Source organism: Streptomyces sp. NPDC002623, from assembly GCF_053592635.1.
This window is the reverse complement of sequence record NZ_JBSFWB010000001.1, coordinates 405,656-425,363: the sequence shown is the minus strand read 5'-3', so window position 1 is coordinate 425,363 and position 19,708 is coordinate 405,656. Positions and strand designations below refer to the sequence as shown.

At 71.0% G+C, this 19,708-nt stretch carries 18 protein-coding genes and 1 pseudogene; 8 read left to right on the top strand and 11 right to left on the bottom strand.

Annotated elements, in window-relative coordinates; genetic code table 11:
- Positions 1-179: 179 nt before the first annotated feature.
- From ACWD4O_RS01690 to ACWD4O_RS01675, 4 genes are read left to right on the top strand one after another with little or no spacing between them, the layout of a single operon-like run.
- The gene (locus ACWD4O_RS01690) at positions 180-1,301 is read left to right on the top strand and encodes an aliphatic sulfonate ABC transporter substrate-binding protein (protein WP_451276354.1); all 1,122 of its coding nucleotides are present in this window, start codon (positions 180-182) and stop codon (positions 1,299-1,301) included.
- An 11-nt stretch (positions 1,302-1,312) separates the two neighbouring features.
- Complete coding sequence (locus tag ACWD4O_RS01685; RefSeq protein ID WP_451276352.1) at positions 1,313-2,125, top strand: ABC transporter ATP-binding protein; 813 nt, start codon at positions 1,313-1,315, stop codon at positions 2,123-2,125.
- Entirely contained in the window at positions 2,112-3,035 is a 924-nt protein-coding gene (locus ACWD4O_RS01680) for an ABC transporter permease (protein ID WP_451276350.1), read from the top strand. Before ACWD4O_RS01685 ends, ACWD4O_RS01680 begins: the two co-directional genes overlap by 14 nt.
- A 6-nt stretch (positions 3,036-3,041) precedes the next feature.
- Positions 3,042-3,794 carry a sirohydrochlorin chelatase gene (locus ACWD4O_RS01675; protein WP_451276348.1) on the top strand — a complete coding sequence of 251 codons (753 nt, stop codon included), beginning with the start codon at positions 3,042-3,044 and terminating at the stop codon, positions 3,792-3,794.
- A gap of 242 nt (positions 3,795-4,036) precedes the next feature.
- Here ACWD4O_RS01675 and ACWD4O_RS01670 read toward each other — a convergent pair whose 3' ends face one another.
- The 3 genes from ACWD4O_RS01670 to ACWD4O_RS01660 all read right to left on the bottom strand — a co-directional run bounded on the left by ACWD4O_RS01670 (position 4,037) and on the right by ACWD4O_RS01660 (position 6,374).
- Complete coding sequence (locus ACWD4O_RS01670) at positions 4,037-4,645, bottom strand: TIGR03086 family metal-binding protein (RefSeq protein ID WP_451276346.1); 609 nt, start codon at positions 4,643-4,645, stop codon at positions 4,037-4,039.
- Positions 4,646-4,671: 26 nt separating this feature from the next.
- Positions 4,672-5,703, bottom strand: coding sequence for a ketopantoate reductase family protein (locus ACWD4O_RS01665; RefSeq protein WP_451276344.1), 1,032 nt, complete (start codon positions 5,701-5,703; stop codon positions 4,672-4,674).
- 122 nt (positions 5,704-5,825) lie between these two features.
- Entirely contained in the window at positions 5,826-6,374 is a 549-nt protein-coding gene (locus ACWD4O_RS01660) for a DUF1697 domain-containing protein (RefSeq protein WP_451276342.1), read from the bottom strand.
- Positions 6,375-6,409: 35 nt separating this feature from the next.
- Between ACWD4O_RS01660 and ACWD4O_RS01655 the strand changes: the two genes are divergently transcribed.
- On the top strand, positions 6,410-6,550 hold the full coding sequence (locus ACWD4O_RS01655; RefSeq protein WP_451276340.1) for a hypothetical protein: 141 nt from the start codon (positions 6,410-6,412) through the stop codon (positions 6,548-6,550).
- Between the two features lie 172 nt (positions 6,551-6,722).
- Positions 6,723-9,011, top strand: a complete 2,289-nt coding sequence (locus ACWD4O_RS01650) for an MMPL family transporter (RefSeq protein ID WP_451276338.1) — start codon at positions 6,723-6,725, stop codon at positions 9,009-9,011.
- 186 nt (positions 9,012-9,197) lie between these two features.
- Here the strand turns inward: ACWD4O_RS01650 and mgt are convergent.
- The 4 genes and pseudogenes from mgt to ACWD4O_RS01630 all read right to left on the bottom strand — a co-directional run bounded on the left by mgt (position 9,198) and on the right by ACWD4O_RS01630 (position 13,366).
- Positions 9,198-10,464 (bottom strand): annotated as a pseudogene (gene mgt / locus ACWD4O_RS01645) (macrolide-inactivating glycosyltransferase).
- 15 nt (positions 10,465-10,479) lie between these two features.
- Complete coding sequence (locus ACWD4O_RS01640; RefSeq protein ID WP_451276336.1) at positions 10,480-11,133, bottom strand: hypothetical protein; 654 nt, start codon at positions 11,131-11,133, stop codon at positions 10,480-10,482.
- 41 nt (positions 11,134-11,174) lie between these two features.
- Positions 11,175-12,623 (bottom strand): sensor histidine kinase, encoded by a 1,449-nt coding sequence (locus ACWD4O_RS01635; RefSeq protein WP_451276334.1) that lies wholly within the window; start codon positions 12,621-12,623, stop codon positions 11,175-11,177.
- Positions 12,624-12,670: 47 nt separating this feature from the next.
- Positions 12,671-13,366, bottom strand: a complete 696-nt coding sequence (locus ACWD4O_RS01630; protein ID WP_451276332.1) for a response regulator transcription factor — start codon at positions 13,364-13,366, stop codon at positions 12,671-12,673.
- Positions 13,367-13,506: 140 nt separating this feature from the next.
- Between ACWD4O_RS01630 and ACWD4O_RS01625 the strand changes: the two genes are divergently transcribed.
- Complete coding sequence (locus ACWD4O_RS01625; protein ID WP_451276330.1) at positions 13,507-14,490, top strand: DUF3152 domain-containing protein; 984 nt, start codon at positions 13,507-13,509, stop codon at positions 14,488-14,490.
- A gap of 172 nt (positions 14,491-14,662) precedes the next feature.
- Here ACWD4O_RS01625 and ACWD4O_RS01620 read toward each other — a convergent pair whose 3' ends face one another.
- Genes ACWD4O_RS01620 through ACWD4O_RS01610 form a run of 3 tightly spaced genes read right to left on the bottom strand, consistent with a single transcriptional unit; the run spans position 14,663 to position 17,759 of the window.
- Positions 14,663-15,976 (bottom strand): ABC transporter substrate-binding protein, encoded by a 1,314-nt coding sequence (locus tag ACWD4O_RS01620; RefSeq protein ID WP_451276328.1) that lies wholly within the window; start codon positions 15,974-15,976, stop codon positions 14,663-14,665.
- Positions 15,977-15,993: 17 nt separating this feature from the next.
- The gene (locus ACWD4O_RS01615) at positions 15,994-16,827 is read right to left on the bottom strand and encodes a carbohydrate ABC transporter permease (RefSeq protein ID WP_451276326.1); all 834 of its coding nucleotides are present in this window, start codon (positions 16,825-16,827) and stop codon (positions 15,994-15,996) included.
- Positions 16,824-17,759, bottom strand: coding sequence for a carbohydrate ABC transporter permease (locus ACWD4O_RS01610; RefSeq protein ID WP_451276324.1), 936 nt, complete (start codon positions 17,757-17,759; stop codon positions 16,824-16,826). Before ACWD4O_RS01610 ends, ACWD4O_RS01615 begins: the two co-directional genes overlap by 4 nt.
- Positions 17,760-17,935: 176 nt before the next feature.
- Here ACWD4O_RS01610 and ACWD4O_RS01605 point away from each other — a divergent pair, with 176 nt between their 5' ends.
- Positions 17,936-18,799 carry a phosphotransferase enzyme family protein gene (locus tag ACWD4O_RS01605; RefSeq protein WP_451276322.1) on the top strand — a complete coding sequence of 288 codons (864 nt, stop codon included), beginning with the start codon at positions 17,936-17,938 and terminating at the stop codon, positions 18,797-18,799.
- A gap of 99 nt (positions 18,800-18,898) precedes the next feature.
- Here the strand turns inward: ACWD4O_RS01605 and ACWD4O_RS01600 are convergent, their stop codons facing one another.
- Positions 18,899-19,621, bottom strand: a complete 723-nt coding sequence (locus ACWD4O_RS01600; RefSeq protein ID WP_451276320.1) for an exonuclease domain-containing protein — start codon at positions 19,619-19,621, stop codon at positions 18,899-18,901.
- Positions 19,622-19,708: the final 87 nt, after the last annotated feature.

Genomic DNA, 19,708 nt, shown 5'->3' with positions numbered 1-19,708 from the left:
AGCGGCGCCCTCGGCAGCGGGCAGGGCGGAGTGGCGCGATGTGCACTCTGACGTACGCGCACTGCCTGCGCGCCCTCTCCCCCCACCCGACGTCCCGGAAGCGACGAAAACCCTTTGCCGATTTCCCGGCCACGACCTGAAAGACCGTGACCGCCGGGCCAACGAGAGGAACCCCTCCCGTGCCTGCCAATCGCCCCGCCCGCTCCACTCTCCTTCGCCGCGGCCTTGCCGCCGCAGCGGCCCTTCCGCTGCTCGCCCTCGCCGCCTGCGGTTACGGTTCCGAGGCCAAGGACGACAACGCCAACGAAAAGGTCGCTGCCGGATCGCAGAAGATCGACGGGCTCGACACCGTCAAGATCGGCTACTTCGGCAACCTGACGCACGGGACCGCGCTGGTCGGTCGTGAGCAGGGCATCTTCCAGAAGGCGTTGGGCGCCACCAAGGCGTCGTACGCGACCTTCAACGCGGGGCCGTCCGAGATCGAGGCGCTGAACGCCGGTTCCATCGACATCGGCTGGATCGGCCCCTCCCCGGCGATCAACGGTTACACCAAGTCCGACGGCAAGAGCCTGCGCATCATCGGCGGTTCGGCGTCCGGCGGGGTGAAGCTCGTCGTCAACTCGGACAAGATCAAGTCCCTCAAGGACGTCAAGGGCAAGAAGATCGCCACGCCTCAGCTCGGAAACACGCAGGATGTGGCGTTTCTGAACTGGATCGCGGACCAGGGCTGGAAGGTCGACGCGCAGAGCGGCAAGGGCGACGTCACGGTCGTCCGCAGCGACAACAAGGTGACGCCCGACGCGTTCAAGGCCGGTTCCATCGACGGTGCCTGGGTGCCGGAGCCGACCGCGTCGAAGCTGGTCGCCGAGGGCGGCAAGGTGCTGCTGGACGAGGCGTCGCTGTGGCCCGACAAGAAGTTCGTGATCACGAACATCATCGTGTCGCAGAAGTTCCTCACGGAGCACCCGAAGGTCGTCGAGGCCGTGCTGAAGGGCTCGGTCGAGACCAACAAGTGGATCAACGCCAATCCGGCGGAGGCCAAGGCCGCGGCGAACAAGCAGCTGGCGATCGACTCCGGCAAGGCGCTGCCGACCGATGTGCTGGACCCGGCGTGGACGTCGATCCAGTTCATCAACGACCCGCTGGCCGCCACCCTCAACACCGAGGCAGAGCACGCGGTCAACGCAGGTCTGCTGGAGAAGCCCGACCTCAAGGGCATCTACGACCTGACGATCCTGAACAAGGTCCTCAAGGCCGAGGGCGAGTCCACGGTCGACGACGCCGGTCTCGGCGTCGGCTGATCGAAGTCCCGATGAGTTCCCAGGAGGTGACGACCATGAGCACGACCCTCACCAAGGCCGCCGAGTCCACCGAGTCCGTGGAGTACGCGGCGCGCCTTGACCACGTCTCGAAGTCCTTCGCGGGACCGGGCGGGCAGCAGCTCGTCCTGGACGACATCACCATCGATGTCGCTCCCGGCGAGTTCGTCACCCTTCTGGGGGCCTCGGGCTGTGGCAAGTCCACACTGCTGAACCTGGTGGCGGGGCTGGACCAGCCCTCCTCCGGCTCCATCTCGACGGACGGCCGTCCGGCGCTGATGTTCCAGGAGCACGCCCTCTTCCCATGGCTGACCGCGGGCAAGAACATCGAACTCGCCCTGAAGCTCAGGGGAGTCGCGAAGACCGAGCGGCACGACAAGGCCGAGGAACTGCTCGAACTGGTGCGGCTGAAGGGCGCGTACGGAAAGCGTGTACACGAGCTTTCCGGCGGCATGCGGCAGCGCGTGGCGATGGCCCGCGCGCTGGCGCAGGAGAGCAACATCCTGCTGATGGACGAGCCGTTCGCGGCGCTGGACGCCATCACGCGGGATGTGCTGCACGACGAGCTGACCCGGATCTGGGAGGAGACGGGGCTGTCCGTCCTCTTCGTCACGCACAACGTGCGCGAGGCGGTGCGACTCGCGCAGCGCGTCATCCTGCTGTCCTCCCGGCCCGGCCGGGTGGCGCGCGAGTGGACGGTCGACATCCCGCAGCCGCGCCGGATCGAGGACGCCCCCGTGGCGGAACTGTCCATCGAGATCACCGAAGTCCTGCGTGGGGAGATCCGCCGTCATGGCCAGCACTGAGACGAAGACGACGGATACGACGGAGTCGAAGACGACCGTGACGAAGGCGGTTACTACCGAGCTGGCCGGGGTGGAGGCGGGGCTCGACGCGCTGGACGTGGTCACGCCTGTCGGCCGCACCCCGTTCCGGCGGACGTTCGTCGACAAGATCCTGCCGCCGATCATCGCGACGGCACTGCTGCTGGTCGTCTGGCAGATCACCTTCAAGATGGTCGACGACCCGACCAAGCTGGTCTCTCCCCTGGACGTCGGGCGGACGATCCAGGACGCCTGGCTCGAGGGCAAGCTGCTCGGCTACATCTGGACCAGTGTCTCCCGCGGTCTGCTCGGCTTCCTCTTCGCCCTGGCGATCGGCACCCCGCTGGGTCTGCTGGTGGCGCGGGTGAAGTTCGTGCGGGCGGCGATCGGCCCGATCCTGTCCGGTCTGCAGTCGCTGCCGTCGGTGGCGTGGGTGCCGCCGGCCGTGCTGTGGCTGGGTCTGAACAACTCGATGATGTACGCGGTGATCCTGCTCGGGGCGGTGCCGTCCATCGCCAACGGGCTGGTGTCCGGCGTCGACCAGGTACCGCCGCTGTTTCTGCGGGCGGGCCGCACGATGGGTGCGACGGGTCTGAAGGGAACCGTTTACATCACCTTGCCGGCCGCGCTGCCGGGGTACGTGGCGGGTCTGAAGCAGGGCTGGGCGTTCTCCTGGCGTTCGCTGATGGCGGCGGAGATCATCGCGTCCTTCCCCGATCTCGGCGTCGGTCTCGGTCAGCTGCTGGAGAACGGCCGCAACGCCAGTGACATGTCGATGGTGTTCGAGGCGATCCTGCTGATCCTGTTCGTGGGCATCGCCATCGACCTGCTGATCTTCAGTCCGCTGGAGCGGTGGGTGCTGCGCAGCCGTGGTCTGCTGGTGAAGAGCTGACGTCCCATGCACCTGAAACCGGTTCCTCCCGTGCTCGTGGTCATCGCCCACGGCAGCCGCGATCCGCGGCACGCGGCGACCGTGCACGCCCTGGTGCGGCGGGTACGGTCGCTGCGGCCGGGGCTGCGCGTGGAGACCGGTTTCCTCGACTTCAACATCCCTTCCGTGCACGGGGTGTTGGAGTCGCTGGCGGCGGAGGGCGTCGTCCGTGACGTCGTCGCCCTGCCGCTGCTGCTGACCCGCGCGTTCCACGCGAAGGCGGACATCCCGGCGGTCCTGCGGGACGCGCCGCCGCAGCTGCGGATCAGACAGGCCGAGGTGCTCGGCCCGTCGCCGCTGCTGCTCGCCGCGCTCGAACGACGGTTGTACGAGGCGGGGTTGACGTCCGCCGACAAGTCCTCGACCGGGGTCGTACTGGCCTCGGCGGGGTCCACGGACCCGGAGGCGATCGCGGTGATCGCAGAAATCGCGCGGGAGTGGCGGCGCACCGGTTGGTGTGCCGTGCGGCCCGCGTTCGCCTCCGCATCTCTTCCGCGCACCGAGGACGCGGTCCGCGAACTGCGGGCGCTGGGGTGCGCGCGGGTCGCCGTCGCCCCGTACGTCCTGGCCCCCGGTTTCCTGCCGGACCGCATCGCGCGGGGCGCTGCCGAGGCGGACGTCCTGGCGGACGTGCTGGGGCCGGCGCCGGAGGTGGCGCGGGCGCTGCTGGAGCGGTACGACTCGGCGCGAACACCGGCCCTGGCGGCTGTCGGCGCCTGAGCCGACGGAGGCGGTGGCGATGGCGGCGGTGGTGGCGGCGGCGGCGGTGCGATCGTGAGCGACGGTGGCCGTCAGATCGCTCCGCCCCCATGTCCATGACGACGCCCCCGACGCCGACCGGTCCTGTGATCCGCCGGGACCGTTTCCCGGAGGGGTCGGGCCAGTGACACGCCGGGCGATGGGGAGACGCCGGCTGGGCTTCAGGTCGCGGATCGCAGGTCGCGGGCAGCAGGCAGCTCCGGTCAGCCGTCTCCGCGGACGATGCCCTGCCGTGGGTCCCGGCCGCTCGCGCCCAACACCCGTTCGAACAGTGGAGCGTCCTCCGGGACCGGCAGGGCCGCCCCGAAGCCGTCGTACTGGCGGTAGAGGTCGCCGTGCCGTTCGACGACGTCGAGGACGAAGCGGGCCGCGTCGTCCGAGATGCGCAGCTCCTGGCCGGTGGCGACGGCCACGTCCCATCCGTGCACCGCCATCTCCTTGACGATCATCGAGGCGATGTCGGCGGCGGGCATCGCGGCCGTCCCGAGCGGGACCTCGCCCTCCCACACGGCCGGGTCCGCCCAGGCCGCGACCGCGCGGTCGAGCTGGTCGGCGTACGCCTGCGCCCACTGCGGGTCGGCGGTGAAGTCGCGGGCGATCAGATCGTCGGGGAGCTGTCTGCGCAGGGCGCGGTGCTCGAGGCCGTGGGAGGTGTAGAGCACCCAGTGGTCGACCAGGGCGCGCAGGTCCCAGTCGGGGCAGTGCGTCGGGGCGTTCAGTCGTGCCGCCGGGACACCGCGGGCGATGCGCGACGCCTCGGCGGCGCATTCGGACATGTACTGATGCGTCTCGCGCATGTCGTCGTACTTCATGCACAGCACGCTAGGCAGTGCGGCCCTCAGGGTTCTTGAACAAACGCGACAGCGGCGACAGCGGCGTCGGCCAGGCCGATCAGCTCCGGCAGCGGCAGGGATCCGGGCGCCCTCCGCTCCCGGGCGAACTCGTTCGCGAGGCGCTGCAGCAGTTCGTTCAGCGGGGTCGGCACGCCGTGCAGACGGCCGAGAAACGCCAACTCGCCGTTGAGGTAGTCGGCCTCGATGCTGCCGGCGCCGCGGCTCAGGGACTGCCAGGAGGAGCCGCCGCCGCGCGGGGCTCCGTCGAGCGGGACGAGGGTGACCTTGTCGCCGCGCACCGCGCGTTGTTCCTCGGCGCTCGCGTAGGCGATCCCGGCCGCCCGGAGCACGGCTGCGCCCTCTGCCCGGACCCGCTCGAACAGCGCCTCGGCCGCCGGTTCGTCGATCGGTCCGGTAACCGCTTCCAGGGCGTTTCCCAGGTTGGACAGCAGTTTCGCGTACTGCCAGCGGGAGACGTCCGGTACGACCGGCGCCTCGAAGTGCGCCTTCTCCAGGTCGGCGGCGATACGGCGGGCCGTGTCGTCGGTGCCGTGGGGGTACCGGCCGAGGTGGAGGATGCCGGTGAGCGGGGCGCCCGCGGCGGAGACGACGCCGGGTTCGACGTGGGTCGAGGGCAGCCAGACGCAGACGCCGTAGACGTGCCGGAAGCGGCGCAGGGCCAGGCGTGGGCCCTCCACTCCGTTCTGCGCGCAGACCAGCGGCAGCCGCTCGGCCGCCGTGCCGCCGCCCTCGACCGGGGCCGGGCCCCAGGCCTGGAGTGCCGCCTCGCCGTCCTGGGTCTTGACGGCGAGGACGAGGACGTCGTCGGCGCGCAGTGCGCCCAGCTCGCCCGGTCCGTCGACCACGGGGAGGCGGTAGGTCAGCTCTGCGTCCGGAACCCTGAGCCGGAGTCCGTTCTCCGCGAGTGCCGCCCGGTGCGCGCCGCGCGCGACCAGCACGACCTCCTGCCCGGCCTCCGCCAGCCGTCCGCCGATCGTGCCCCCGACCGCCCCTGCCCCGATGATGATGTAACGCATGGGACGAGCCTCGCACAGCCGTGTGCTCGCCTCCTCACGCACGTGGGAAAAGTTTCCGGCCGGATCGGCTCCGCCCTCACTCTCTCCCTTCCCCCTCGTCCGCCCGCCGGCCGGCACCGTGCTCAGGGCGCCGTCAGCTCCACCAGCTTGACGACGGTGTTCCAGTTCCGGGTCGTGGCGATGAGGCCCTGGTGCACGCGGGGCCTGGACAGTTGCTCGGCGAGCTTGGAACGGCCGAGGCCGTCGGGGGCGTACAGGTACAGGACGCGGTCGCCGAGGCGGAACTCCTCGGGGAGGAAGGCGGCGCGGTCGATCCCGGCGTAGCGCTCCTCGTCGACGGGGCCGGAGAAGTAGGTGACGTGGAGCTGCTTGGCCTCCAGCTCGGCGGCCGGGTACGGACAGGCTTCGGCAACCGCTTTCAGAAAAGCGTGATCCCGCACGATCACGTCGACGACGAAGCCGAAGCGTTTCTCGATCGCCACCGTGAGCTCGGCGGCGAGTGTTTCCTCGTCGCCGTGGGCGGAGGAGAAGACGGCCTGGCCGCTCTGGAGGTAGGTGCGCACATCGCCGAGACCGAGCCCCTCCAGCAAGGTGCGCAGCTCGGCCATCGGGACCTTCCTGCTGCCGCCCACGTTGATGCCGCGCAGCAGTGCCGCGTACGTCGTCGTCATCCGCACACCCTAAGCGGCCGTCGTGCCCCGCGAGGGTGGGCGCGGCGGCCACCCGCCGGGTGGCCGGGCGGCCGAAACTCCGGGCGATCGACTTCGGGTCGGCCCCCGGCGTCGGCGTGGGCCCCGGCCTCTTCGTCGGCTTCACCCTGATCGCCGTCCCCGAGAGCTCGGGATAGATGTAAGGGGCCGCTGTCCTCCCCAGCGGTGAGACGACGGGGTCCGACGGGAGGAGTCGGGGGCCCCGCACGTCACCGGACAGCACGACGAGAAGGCTTTATCCAACCCATACCTTCGAATCGAAAGGTGGCGGCAGGGGGCTGTCACCGCATACAAGGGGGCAGGCCCGTCATGGGGAACGCAGACATACGGGTGCGGGGCATCGCCGCGCGGGCCGGCGGCTGGAGCGTCCGGCACCGATGGGCCGCCGTGGGCATCTGGCTGCTGTTCGTGGTCCTGGCCATGGGGATCGGCTCGGCGGCGGGCACGGTCGAGGTCAAGGAGAGCGACCAGCTCGGGGGCGAGACCCACACGGCCGCCCGGATCGTCGAGGACGCCGGCATCGACGAACCGGCCGGTGAGACCGTCCTCGTCCAGTCGAAGGACGGTTCCGTCAAGGCCACCGACGCGGAGTTCCGGGCCGCCGTCACCGCGGTCGTCACGGCCGTCGGCAAGACCGGCGAGGTCACCGACGTGACCTCGCCGTACGACACGGACACGATCTCGAAGGACGGCCGCAGCGCGCTCGTCCAGTTCGACATGCGGGGCGACTCCGACACCGCGGGCGAGCGGGTCGAGCCGGTGCTCAAGGCCGTCGAAGGCGTCCAGAAGGAACACTCCTCGCTGCGGATCGAGGAGATCGGCGGCGCCAGCATGATGAAGACGTTCGACGACGCGTTCGGCGACGACTTCCAGCAGGCCGAGTACTCCGCGGTGCCGGTGGCGCTGGGCATTCTGCTGATCGCCTTCGGCGCGCTGGTGGCGGCGTTGGTGCCGGTGGCGCTCGCGATCACCGCGATCGTCGCCACGATCGGTCTGATGAGCATCGTCAGCCACTTCCAGCCGATGGACGACACCGCGAGCTCCGTGATGCTGCTGGTCGGTCTGGCCGTGGGCGTCGACTACTGCCTGTTCTACCTGCGCCGTGAGCGCGAGGAGCGGGCTGCGGGACGCGACCCGGAAACCGCTCTCCGGATCGCCGCCGCGACCAGTGGCCGTGCCGTGATCGTCTCCGGTGTCACGGTGTGCGTGGCCATGGCGGGCATGCTGTTCACCGGGCTCGCCACGTTCGAGGCGATGGGCCTGGCCTCGCTGATGGTGGTCGCGGTCGCCATGATCGGCTCGGTAACCGTTCTCCCGGCGTTGCTGTCGCTGCTCGGCCATCGGGTGGAGAAGGGGCGGATCCCGTTCCTGCACCCGGACAAGCGCCGTAGGAACGGCAAGGAGAACGGTGGCGGCCGGTCGACCGACGAGGGCAGCCGGTTCTGGAACGCCGTTCTGAAGGTCGTCCTCGCGAGGCCCGCGATCTCGCTGGTCGTGGCGGCCGGCGCGCTGCTCGCCATCGCCGCGCCGGCGGTGGGCATGAAGACCCAGAACCTCACCCTGGACCAGGAGTTCGGCGACTCGCTGCCGATCGTGCAGACCTACAACCGGGTCAACGACGCCTTCCCGGGCGGCTCCGAGCCGGCCGAGGTGATCGTCAAGGCGGACGACATCAACGCCGCCGAGGTGAAGTCCGCGCTGCAGGCGTTCAAGGAGCAGGCGGTCAGTTCGGGCGCCTCCCGCGGCCCGGTCGAGATCAAGCTGCACGACGCGCAGAACATCGCCTACGTGTACGTTCCGCTGGTCGGCGGCTCCGACCTGGACAGGGCGGGTGCGAGCCTGGACAAGCTGCGCGACGAGGTGCGGCCGGCCACGCTCGGCAAGGTCGACGGCCTCCAGGCGCCGATCACCGGGCAGGTGGCCGGTTCGAAGGACTTCAACGACCAGTTGGCCGGAGCCGTGGCCCCGGTCTTCGCGTTCGTCGTGGTCTTCGCCTTCCTGCTGATGCTGCTGTCGTTCCGCTCGCTGACGATCGCGATCACCTCGATCGTGCTCAACCTGCTGTCGGTGGGCGCGGCCTACGGCATCCTCGTCGCCGTCTTCCAGCACGGCTGGGGGGCGTCGCTGGTGGGCGCGGAGGGCGTCGGCGCGATCATCACCTGGCTGCCGCTGTTCCTCTTCGTGATCCTGTTCGGCCTGTCGATGGACTACCACGTGTTCGTCGTCTCACGGATCCGCGAGGCGCGGATGCGGGGCCGCAGCACGAACGAGGCCATCAAGCACGGTGTGGTCACCACGGCGGGTGTGGTCACCAGCGCCGCGGTCATCATGGTCGCCGTGTTCGCGATCTTCGGAACGCTGTCCATGCAGTCCATGAAGCAGATGGGCGTGGGCCTGGCCGCCGCGGTCCTGATCGATGCGACGATCATCCGGGGCGTGCTGCTCCCGGCCGTGATGGCGCTGCTCGGCGAGCGCAACTGGTATCTGCCGAAGTGGCTGCACTGGCTGCCCGACCTCACGCACGACGAGTCGTCGGAGGCGATCGCGACGTCGACGACTGCGACGACGCGGGGCGACGGCGAGCGGCTGACGGTCTGACGCTCCACGCCGCACGCCCACACGTCCCTCTGAGAACCCTCTGAACCACTGAGAGTTCTCTGAACCACTGAGAGCTCTCGGAGCCACCGAGAGCCCCTCTGAGTCACTGAGAACTCCTTGAACCTCTGAGCACTCAGTGCCTCCACAACCCGCCAGGCCCAAGGGCCCGTTGACCTCCCGGGGGAGTCAACGGGCCCTTGTCGCTTCCTCGTTCGCGGGTCGGTCGGGGAGTTCGGCCTCGATCAGGTCCGCGGCCCGGCGGGTGCCGCCCTCGTCCGCCATGTCGGCCTGGATGCTCTTGAGTCGACGTGCGACCTCCGGATCGTCGACGAGGGCGAGGGCGGCCTTCCGCAGGGCCTCGGCGGTCGCCTCCGATGTGGGGACGCGGCGGGCCACGCCGAGCCCCTCCAGCACGTCCGCGTTGCCGAACTGGTCCACGGCCTGCGGTACGGCGATCATCGGTGTGGCCGTGGCCAGCCCCTCCTGGCTGCCGCCCGCGCCGGCGTGTGTGACGAACAGGTCGGCCTGCCTCAGGATCGTCAACTGCGGTACCCAGGAACGTACTTCGACGTTGTCGGGTGCGGCGCCCAGCACGGCCGCGTCGACGTGTCGGCCGATCTGCAGCACGAGGTGCCAGCCGGGCAGCTCGCCGAAGGCCTTCACGCACTCCCGGTAGAAGTCCGGCCGGTCGGTGAAGGTGGAACCCAGGGAGACGAGCACGACCTTCTCCGCGTCGGCGGGCCGCGTCCAGTCGCCCTCGGCGGAGCGGTCGCCCTGGCAGGCGCCGACAAACGTGTAAACGCTTTCGTCGACCCGGTCGGCGTGCGGCTGGAGCGCCCTGGGGATCAGCACGAGGGAGCGGGCGGGACGGCCGGCGAAGGGATCGGGGTGCTCGGTGATCCCGTTCTCCTCCAGCCAGGCGCGGAAACGGGCGTAGTAAGCCTTTCCGCGTTCCGTCTTCCGCGGCTCGGCCCAGAGCGGTTCGGCGACCTCCTCCTCGTACCCCTCCCAGGCGACGAGGTTGGGCGAGAGGGAGATCACGGGGACGCCCCAGCGATGGGCGAGGACGCGGGCCGGGTAGGAGGTGATGTCGTGCAGCACCAGGTCCGGCTCGTCCCCGTCGTAGGCCTCGATCAGCTGGGGCAGCGCCTGGACGGCGTCGGCCAGGAAGGGTTCCACGTTGTCCAGGAGGGTGCTCCCCCAGGCGCTGGGGTCGTCGTCGGGCGAGGGCAGCGTCGAGTGCCACGGCTTGACCTCGGCACCGGTGCCGGCGACCTTCTCGGCGAAGACGGGCGGGATCGCGTACGTCACCCGGTGCCCGCGCGCGACGAGCTCGCGGATCACTTCGAGGCTCGGGTTCACGTGGCCGTGGGCCGCGATGGAGAACATGGCGATGTGGGCGGGGTGACCTGTCATGACTTCGACGGTAGGCGAGACGAAACGTCTCGTGCAACTTGAATAATGTGGGTCAGAAGTCGGGACAGCGCTCGTCGGACCCTTCGACGCTCCGGCCGAGCGCGTCCGTCACCGTCACGGTCACCGCCTCGGCGCCGACGTCGAGCGTGCGCCGCGCCTCGACGGCGGTGCAGATCAGCTGCGCCATCGCGAGATCGTCCAACTCCCTGCTGCCATAGGGAAGTCGGATCGACACGTCGCCGTTCTGCGCGTTCACCGACACGGCCACGGTCAGCGACTCCGCAGCCTCGGCCTTGGCCTCGGCGGCCGGATCCTCGGACGGAACGGCGCCGAAAGGAGTGCTCGGGTCGCGGGTCGGGGCAGGTGTCAGGGCGAGCTTCACCGGAGGCAGCAGTGTGGTCAGCCCTGCCGCCCGCTCCGCTTCCGTCGGTCCCGCGAGGAGGCTCAGCACGGCCGGCTGGACGTCGACCACCGCGTCGGTACTGCGGGGGACGGCGATCAGGGCGCCGTCGTGGACGAAGTAGATCCGTAGCGTCGGCGTGATCCCGTGCGCGGGCCCGCCCGCCTCTACCACGCCGGTCGTGGGAATGCCGCAGGAGACCAGCGTGCACAGCGCCGGAACGCACAGCAGCACGGCTCGCCGCAGGGCCCGGTGCACGACTCGGGGCACAACTCGCCGCAGGGCCCGGTGCACGACTCGGGGCACGGCTGGGCGCTGGGCCCTGCGTGAGGCTCGGTGCACGGCTTTCACGGTCGTGCCTCCTGCCCCGACTCGTCCCGCCGCAGCGGGAGTTCGACGGTGAAGACGGCCCCGCCCTCCGGCCGGTTCGCCGCCCGGACGGCGCCGCCGTGCATCCGGACGTTCTCCTCGGTGATCGCCAGCCCCAGGCCGCTGCCCTCGGTCCGGGACCGGGCGGCGTCCGACTTGTAGAAACGCTCGAAGACATGGGGCAGCACGCTGTCGGGGATGCCGGGCCCGGCGTCCAGCACCTCGATGACCGCCCACCGTTCGGCGCCGGGCCGATCGTCCTCGTACAGACGCAGTCGCACCGGGCGGGCGCCGTGCCGCAGGGCGTTGCCGACCAGGTTGGCGACGACGACGTCGAGGCGGCGCGGGTCGACGCGGCCGCGCAGCGCGTCCGGCTGCGGCAGCCGGGCGTCCACCGTGTCGGTCCAGCCGCGCGAGGCGAGGGTGCGCCGGAGGGATTCGGCGAGGTCGATCTCGTCCAGGTGCAGCACGGCGGCGCCCGCGTCGAAGCGGGAGATCTCCATCAGGTCGTCCACGAGTCGGGCGAGTTTCACGGTCTCCTCGCTGATCAGCCGGACCGCGGTGGCGGTGTCGGGGTCGAGGCCGGCGGCGTCCTCGTCGAGGACGTCGGTGACGGCCGACATGGCGGCCAGCGGAGTGCGCAGCTCGTGCGAGACGTCCGCGGCGAAGCGCCGGGCCCGCGCCTCCATGCCGCGCAGTTCGGCAACCGTTTCCTCCAGGGCGGCGGCCGTCTCGTTGAACGTGTGCGACAGCTCGGCGAGTTCGTCGGAGCCGTTGACGGCGAGCCGGGTGTCCAGTCGGCCCTCGGCGATGCTGCGGGTGGCGTGGCGCAGCGCGCGTACGGGCCGCAGCACCCCACGGGCCGCGAGCAGCGCGAGCAGCACGGCGAGGACCAGGGCGGGCACGGCGGCCCGCTGCATGGCGGTGACCAGGGCGTCGACGTAGCCCTGTTCGGTGGTCTGCGGGACCGTCAGGAACACCTGGAGGCCGGAGAGGGGCCAGTTGATCGACGTGGCGGAGGTGAAGGCGACCGACATGCCGACGACGAGTGCGGTGTGGTCGGCACGGTTCACCCGCTGGAAGACGGTGGCGGACTTGGCGTCGACGGCCTTGCGCAGGGCGGGCGTCAGCTCCTCGAACGGGTCGCCGGGCTCGGAGGTGGCCTCCTGCCCGCGGTAGGCGGCCAGCACCCGCCAGGTGCCCGACGGCTCGGCCCCGGCCACCTCTGCCGCGAACCGTCCCAGTTCGGCCCGGTCGGGCGGGAAGGCCAGCTCGCCGGCGAGCCGGGTCACCTGTGTGCGCAGCAGTTCGATCACGGCGTCCTGGCTCTGCTGGAGCACTCCGGTGCGCGCCTCCCGGAAGGTGAGCGCGCCGGTGGTGGCGGCGGTCACCGCGGCGACGAGCGCGAACGCCACCACCAACCGCATGCGCAGGCCGCGTAGTTGGGGTGCTCGGAAACGGTTTCTCAGCTTTCTCACCGGGCGGCGAACCGGTAGCCGAAGCCGCGGACGGTCTGGATGTGGCGGGGCTCGCGCGGGGGCTCGCCCAGCTTGGCGCGCAGCCGTTTGACGCAGGCGTCCACCAGACGCGCGTCGCCGTGATAGCTGTGCTGCCAGACCGCTTCGAGGAGTTGCTGCCGGCTGAACACCTGGCCGGGCGAGGCGGACAGGGTCAGCAGCAGCCGCAGTTCGGACGGGGCGAGGGCGACGGGGTCCCCCTGCCAGGTGACCGAGAGCCCGGCCCGGTCGACGGTCAGGTCCCCGTACGTGTCGATCTTCGGTATGCCGGCGCCGTCGGCGGGCGGGCCGGACGCCCGGCGCAGGACGGCGCGGATGCGGGCCTGGAGCACCCGGGCCTGTACGGGCTTGACCACGTAGTCGTCGGCGCCCGCCTCGAGACCGACAACGATGTCCTCGTCATCGCCCCGCGCGGTCGCGATGACGATGGGCAGTGTCTGGTCCAGATCGCGGATCCTGCGGCACACGTCGAGGCCGGTGATGCCGGGGAGCATCAGGTCCAGCACCACGACGTCCGGCCTGAAGGAGCGCAGCCGGTCCAGGCCGTCCTCTCCGGTCTCGGCGGCGGCGACCTCGTGGCCCTGACGGCGCAGCGCGAGGACGACGCCGTCCCGTACGGCGCGGTCGTCCTCGATCAGCAGAACTCGTGGCATGCGCACAGTATCCGTACGCCCTTGACCCGGCCGGGACTCTGTTACCGGATGATCACATGAAACCGCATCAGCCAGGTCGTTATCTTTTCGTTATCACTTGGGCCTGATCCGATCACATAGCAATCACAATCTAAACAACCATGACCGCGCACAAAGCAACTCCTTCCCACAACCGTCGCCGTCGGAGCGGCCCCGCGCACGCGTCCTCCGCCAGGCGCGGCCGGAAGGGAGCACTGTGGGCCGGGATCGCCGCGCTGACCGTCCTGGGCGTCACCGGTTTCGCAGCCGTGGGCTGGACGTTACCGGGCACGGGCAAGAGCGACGCCGCTGCCGGGGCCGAGCCCACGAAGTCCTCGGCGTCGAGCCCCGGCCCCACCCGGCCGACGCAGAGCCCGCAGTCCAAGTCCCCGGCGGGCCGGTCCACGAGCCCGTCCGGCAGCCCGTCCGGCAGCCCGTCCGGCGGCGGTTCCGGCGGCGGTTCCGGCGGCGGTTCCGGCGTCGGCAAAGGCACCGCCGGCTCGTCCGGCAGTCCGTCGGGCGGCACCACCGAGGCCGACATCCCGGCCACCGGGCCGGGCACGTTCACCGTCGCGGACGGCTCGAGTTCGAGCGTGGGCAAGGGCACGCCGCTGCGCTACCGGGTCGACGTCGAGGACGGCCTCGACCTGTCCGCCGCGGACGTCGCCCGGCAGGTGGAGGTCATCCTGGCCGACCCGCGCGGCTGGACGGCGGACGGCGACTCGGCGTTCCAGCGGGTCTCCAGCGGCGCCGTCGACTTCGTCGTCCGGGTCGCGACCCCCGGCACGGTGGACGATTTCTGTCTCCAAGGGGGGCTGAACACCGGAGGCGAGTACAACTGCAGCGTGAACCAGAACGTCATGGTCAACCTCGAGCGCTGGCTGCTGGCCACGCCCGTCTACGCCAAGGACGTCAAGGCCTACCGCGCGCTGATCATCAACCACGAGGTCGGTCACTTCCTCGGCCACAACCATGTCACCTGCCCCGGTGCGGGCAAGCCCGCCCCCGCGATGATGCAGCAGATCAAGGGCATGAAGGGCTGCGTCCCCAACGTCTGGCCCTACGACGACCGGGGGCAGCTCATCACCGGCCCGGCAGTACCCTGAACCGGCCTCCCGAACCGGCCTCGCTGAGCTCGCGTTCCTTAACTCGCGTTCCTGAACTCACGCTCTTGAACTCACGCTCTTGAACTCACGCTCTTGAACTCGCGCTCCTGAAGCAGCCGTTCGGCGTGGCGGCCTGTGCCCCAGCCTGGACTGCCCGGCCGGCAACGCCCGTTCATCGCTGGTAGCGCGCCAGCACCAGGTTGCCGTCCTTCTCGAGCCGTTCACGCAGTTCGCCAAGGCCGATCGCCCCGCTGTAGTACTCCTGGAACGCGGGGGTCGCCACCTTGTCCTTCCATTCGGGGTAGCCCCGGACGGCCTGGGCGGGCGCCGGGCGCAGATGGGCGGCGAGGGCGGTGCCGATCGCCCAGTCGTCCTTCGTGGTGTGCAGGGCGGGGTCGGCGAGGGCCTGGGCGCCGGTCGGCAGCATCCAGTCGCCCAGCGCGAGACGCACCATGTTCTTCGGGCGGAGCAGGAAGTCGATGAACTCGACGGCCTCCTTGCGGTGCGGGCTGTCCTCGGCGACGGAGAGCGTCTGCGGGCTGACTCCCTGGGCGAGTCCGTCGGCGCCCGCCGGGGCGGGCAGCACCTGCCAGTCGAAGCCCTTCGGCGCCTGCTGCACGATCTGCTGGCGGTAGGAGAAGCCGAGCGGGACCATCGCGTACCGGCCGCCGAAGAAGCCCGGCAGGGTGTCCGAGCCGCCGCTGCCCAGCGTCGTGGGCGAGGCGCTGCGGTCGGTGCCGACCTGCTCGTGGACGGTGCGCGGCACGACCTCGTCGCCGGCCTCGAAGCGGACGGTGACCTTGCCGTCCGCGCCCCGGTGGAACAGCTGCCCGCCCGCCGACAGGGACAGGTTGAGGGTGGCGGAGACGGGGTCCTTCAGCGGCCAGGCCACGCCGTATCGGTCGCCGCCGCTGAGCTGTTCGGTGATCTGCCGGAACTCCGGCCAGCTCCACGGGTGTTCGGGCGTCGGGATGCGGACGCCGGACTCCCGCAGCCAGGTCGCGTTGGCGACGAGGACGCGCGGCTCCTGGAGGAAGGGCACGCCGTAGACGCCGTCGCCGAAGGTCGTCGTCTCCCAACTGCGTTGCGGGATGTCGGACTTGAGGCGCGCGGGCAGGAGGTTGGTCAGATCGGCGAGGTAGCCGCCATAGGCGAAGTCGGCGAGGTCGTCGGAGGCGTCATGGATGACGTCGGGGGCCTCGCCACCCTCGAAGGAGGTGAGAAGCTGGTCGTGGACGCTGTCCCAACTCCCCTGCACATACTCGACCTTGACGTCGGAGTGGGTGGCGTTCCACTCCTCGACGAGTTCCTTGTTGGCTGTGACGGACTCCTCCTGCCAGGCCAGGGACTGGAAGCGGAGGGTCACGGGGCCGTCGTCGCCTCCGCCGTCGCCGGAGGAGCAGCCCGCGAGCAGCAGCAGGATCACGGCGATCAGCAGTCTCGACCGCCTCAGCGGTCTCGTCCGCCTCAGCGGTCTCGTCCGCATGAGCAGTCTCGTCCGCATCAGCTCTTCACCGCCCCGGTGAGCATGCCGCCCGTGATCCGTCGCTGGATGAGGGCGAAGACGACCAGCGAGGGCAGGGTGGCGAGGAACGCGGCGGCGGCCAGCGGACCCAGGTCGGCGACCCCTTCCGCCCCGATGAAGTGGGTCAGGACGACCGGCAGCGTCTGTTTCTCAGGCGTTTTCAGTAACACGAGCGCGAAGAAGAACTCGTTCCACGCGGTGATGAACGCGAACAGTGCCGTCGCCACGATCCCCGGAGCGAGCAGCGGCGCCGTCACCGACACCAGGGTCCGCAGCCGTCCGGCCCCGTCGATCGCCGCCGCCTCCTCCAGTTCGACGGGGACGGCACGGACGTATCCGACGAGCATCCACAGCGCGAACGGCAGCGCCCACACGACGTACACCATGACCAGCCCCGGCACGGAGTCGATCAGCCGCAGGTTCTTCAGGACCAGGAACAGCGGGATGATCACCAGCACGAACGGGAACGCCTGGCTGACCACCACCCAGCCGGAGGCGGCCCGCGCGAGCCGGGTCCGCTGCCGGGCCATGACGTACGCCATCGGCGTGGCCAGGCACACGGCGATCACGGCGGCGCTCAGCGCGGCGAGGAGGGAGTTGAGCGCGGCGTGCAGCAGGGGCTGTTCGTCGAAGGCCCGGCGGAAGTTGGCGAGGGTGGGGTCCTTCGGGATCCAGGTGGGGTGCAGACTGCCCAGCTCACGGGCGGGCTTGAACGCGACGGAGATCAGCCAGACGAGGGGGAAGGCGAGGAAGACGAGGTAGGCGAGCAGGGCCGTGTACTGGCCGGCGCGGGCGGCGGGGCGGGTCCTCAACGGTCGTCGCCTCCCTTGAGCCGGCCCACCAGGAAGAGGGCCAGGAACACCGAGATCACCGCGACCATCACACAGCCCATCGCCGCCGCGTACCCGAACTGGCCGTAGCGGAAGGCCTCTTCGTAGGCGAAGAGCATGGGCAGCCGGGTGCGGCCGCCGGGTCCGCCGCTGGTCAGCACGTAGACCAGGGCGAAACTGTTGAAGTTCCAGATGAAGTTGAGAGCTGTGATCGCCAGGGCGATGGGCCGCACGGCCGGCCAGGTGACCGTGCGGAAGCGGCGCCAGGCGCCCGCGCCGTCCACCGCGGCCGCCTCGTGCAGTTCGCGGGGGGTGTTCTGCAGACCGGCGAGCAGGGTGACCGTGGTCTGCGGCATGCCCGCCCACACACCGACGACGATCACCGCGGGCAGGGCGGTCGTCAGTCCGCTGAGCCAGTCCCGCCCGTCGCCCAGGCCCAGGTCGCGCAGGGTCTCGTTGAGGATGCCGGCGTCCGGGTTGTAGACGAGCCGCCACATGACGCCGACGACGACCTCGGGCATCGCCCAGGGGACGATCGCGAGGGCGCGGGCCAGCCAGCGCAGGCGTAACTCCTCGTTCAGAAGCAGGGCGAGGCCGAGAGCCAGCACGAACTGCAGGGCCGTCACCGCGACCGCCCAGACCAGGCCGATCCGGAACGACTCCCAGAACAGCGTGTCGTGCAGCAGGTCGGAGAAGTTGAGGGCGCCGATCCACCGGGTGGGGGCGGTGCGGCCCGACTGGGCGTCGGTGAACGCCAGCAGGATCCCGTAGAGCAGCGGGCCGACGCTCAGGCCCAGGACGGGAATGAGGGCGGGCAGGACGAGGAACCAGGCGCCGTGGCCGGAGGTTCTGCGTGGTTGTCCGGCGGCGGACGCCCGGCGCGCGGTCCGTCTCTTCTCGGTCGCAAGCGACACGTGTGCGGCCCCCTTCCCGCGGCTTCGACGGGCCTCGCCATGGTCGTGAAGGTGCTGTACGCCGTCAAGACACCACGCGCGCGGTCCGATCTGTGCGAATGCGACACTGGCCGTCGGATGGCCGGATCCCGACGCCGCCCGGTGAGGCCGGGCGGAGAGCGACACGGAGGCGGACGATGGACGAGGCACGGGCCCGGGACGTACTGGCCGCGGCGGGGGTACTGCCCGGCCCGGCGGCGGACGCGCGGCTCCTCGCCCTGGGCGAGAACGCGGTGTTCGCCGCCGGTGACCTGGTGGTGAAGGTGGGCCGCGACGCCGAACTCCTCGACCGGGCCCGGCGCGAGCTGGACATCGCGGTCTGGCTGGCCGAGGCGGGCGTCCCGGCGGTGCGGGCGGCCGAGCCGAAGCCGCTGCTGGTCGAGGGACACCCGGTGACCCTGTGGCACCGGCTGCCCGACCCCGTACGGGCTGCCGAACCGCGGGATCTGGCCGAACTCCTGCGCCTGGTGCACGCGCTGCCCACCCCCGCCTTCGGGCTGCCCCCGCGCGACCTGCTGTCGGGGGTCGAACGCTGGCTGCGGCTCGCGGGCGACGCGATCGACCCGGCGGACGCGGCGTATCTCCGGGAGCGCCGCGACGGCTTCGCCACGGCCGCCGCCGCGCTCACCCCGCAGCTGCCGCCCGGCCCGATCCACGGCGACGCGCTCCCCCGCAATGTGCACATCGGCCCCGAGGGCCCGGTCCTGGTCGACCTGGAGACCGTCTCCGCCGATCTGCGCGAGCACGACCTGGTCGTCATGGCGCTCACCCGCGACCGGTACGGGCTGCCCGCCGCGGACTACGACGCCTTCACCACGGCGTACGGCTGGGACGTGCGGGAGTGGGCGGGCTGCCCGGTCCTGCGGGGCGCCCGCGAGACCGCGAGCTGCGCGTGGGTCGCCCAGCACGCGCCCACGAACCCCGAGGCGCTCGCGGAGTTCCGGCGTCGGGTGGCATCGCTGCGGGACGGGGACGAGGCGGTCCGGTGGTATCCGTTCTGATCCAGGCGCTACGGGCGTGGCGGGCGGCCGCCCGGCTCAGGCGAATGAAGTAGCGGGCCCGCCGCCGTGCACGACGGCGTCCGACGGGACGCACCGGCGTCAGGCGGGCTTGTGCGCCGGCTCCCGCATCGGCCAGACGCCGTCCACCACCGCGTCCTCGTCTCCCTTGCGGCGCAGGAAGTTCTGGAAGTCCGCCGCCCACTCGGCGTACCACTCGATCTGCCGACGGTGCAGCTCCGCCGGGCCGAGGGACGCGACCTTGGGGTGGCGGGCGGCTATCGCAGCGGCCAGGCGGGCCGCGGCGAGGGCGTCGGCCGCGGCGTCATGGGCGGTTTCGAGAGGGACGCCGTACTCGGCGCAGACCGCTTCGAGGTTGCGCTTGCCGCGCCGGTAGCGGTCGACCGAGCGGTCGATGGTGTACGGGTCGACCACCGGCGCCGGATCCTGGCCGCCGAGCCGGTCCCGCAGGGAGGGCAGCCCGTGGCGGCGCAGTTCGGCGGAGAGCAGGGTGAGGTCGAAGGCCGCGTTGTAGGCGACGACCGGGACACCCGTGCGCCAGTACCCCACGAGGACCTCGGCGATCGCGTCGGCGACCCGGTCGGCGGGGGCGCCCTCGCCGGCGGCCCGCTCGTTGCTGATCCCGTGCACCGCGACCGCGTCCGCCGGGATCTCCACGCCCGGGTCGGCCAGCCATTCGCGGCGTCCCAGGACCTGCCCGTCCCTGACCTCGATCACGGCTCCCGTGACGATGCGCGCCTCGCGCGGGTCCGTCCCGGTCGTCTCCAGGTCGAAGCCGATCAGCAGCTCCCGGTACCAGGCCATGTCGGCCCCCCTTCTTGGTGGTGCTTCCCCCAGTGGTCTCCACCCTGCCATGCACCACTGACAATCAGAGGATCGCGTTCCGCTTAA

Excerpts from the sequence above, each read along its gene's own strand:
- ACWD4O_RS01685 (WP_451276352.1), top strand. The coding sequence starts at position 1,313 with ATGAGTTCCCAGGAGGTGACGACCATGAGCACGACCCTCACCAAGGCC.
- ACWD4O_RS01680 (WP_451276350.1), top strand. The coding sequence starts at position 2,112 with ATGGCCAGCACTGAGACGAAGACGACGGATACGACGGAGTCGAAGACG.
- ACWD4O_RS01675 (WP_451276348.1), top strand. The coding sequence starts at position 3,042 with ATGCACCTGAAACCGGTTCCTCCCGTGCTCGTGGTCATCGCCCACGGC.
- ACWD4O_RS01670 (WP_451276346.1), bottom strand. The coding sequence starts at position 4,645 with ATGAAGTACGACGACATGCGCGAGACGCATCAGTACATGTCCGAATGC.
- ACWD4O_RS01665 (WP_451276344.1), bottom strand. The coding sequence starts at position 5,703 with ATGCGTTACATCATCATCGGGGCAGGGGCGGTCGGGGGCACGATCGGC.
- ACWD4O_RS01660 (WP_451276342.1), bottom strand. The coding sequence starts at position 6,374 with ATGACGACGACGTACGCGGCACTGCTGCGCGGCATCAACGTGGGCGGC.
- ACWD4O_RS01650 (WP_451276338.1), top strand. The coding sequence starts at position 6,723 with ATGGGGAACGCAGACATACGGGTGCGGGGCATCGCCGCGCGGGCCGGC.
- ACWD4O_RS01635 (WP_451276334.1), bottom strand. The coding sequence starts at position 12,623 with ATGCGGTTGGTGGTGGCGTTCGCGCTCGTCGCCGCGGTGACCGCCGCC.
- ACWD4O_RS01630 (WP_451276332.1), bottom strand. The coding sequence starts at position 13,366 with ATGCCACGAGTTCTGCTGATCGAGGACGACCGCGCCGTACGGGACGGC.
- ACWD4O_RS01625 (WP_451276330.1), top strand. The coding sequence starts at position 13,507 with ATGACCGCGCACAAAGCAACTCCTTCCCACAACCGTCGCCGTCGGAGC.
- ACWD4O_RS01620 (WP_451276328.1), bottom strand. The coding sequence starts at position 15,976 with ATGCGGACGAGACCGCTGAGGCGGACGAGACCGCTGAGGCGGTCGAGA.
- ACWD4O_RS01605 (WP_451276322.1), top strand. The coding sequence starts at position 17,936 with ATGGACGAGGCACGGGCCCGGGACGTACTGGCCGCGGCGGGGGTACTG.
- ACWD4O_RS01600 (WP_451276320.1), bottom strand. The coding sequence starts at position 19,621 with ATGGCCTGGTACCGGGAGCTGCTGATCGGCTTCGACCTGGAGACGACC.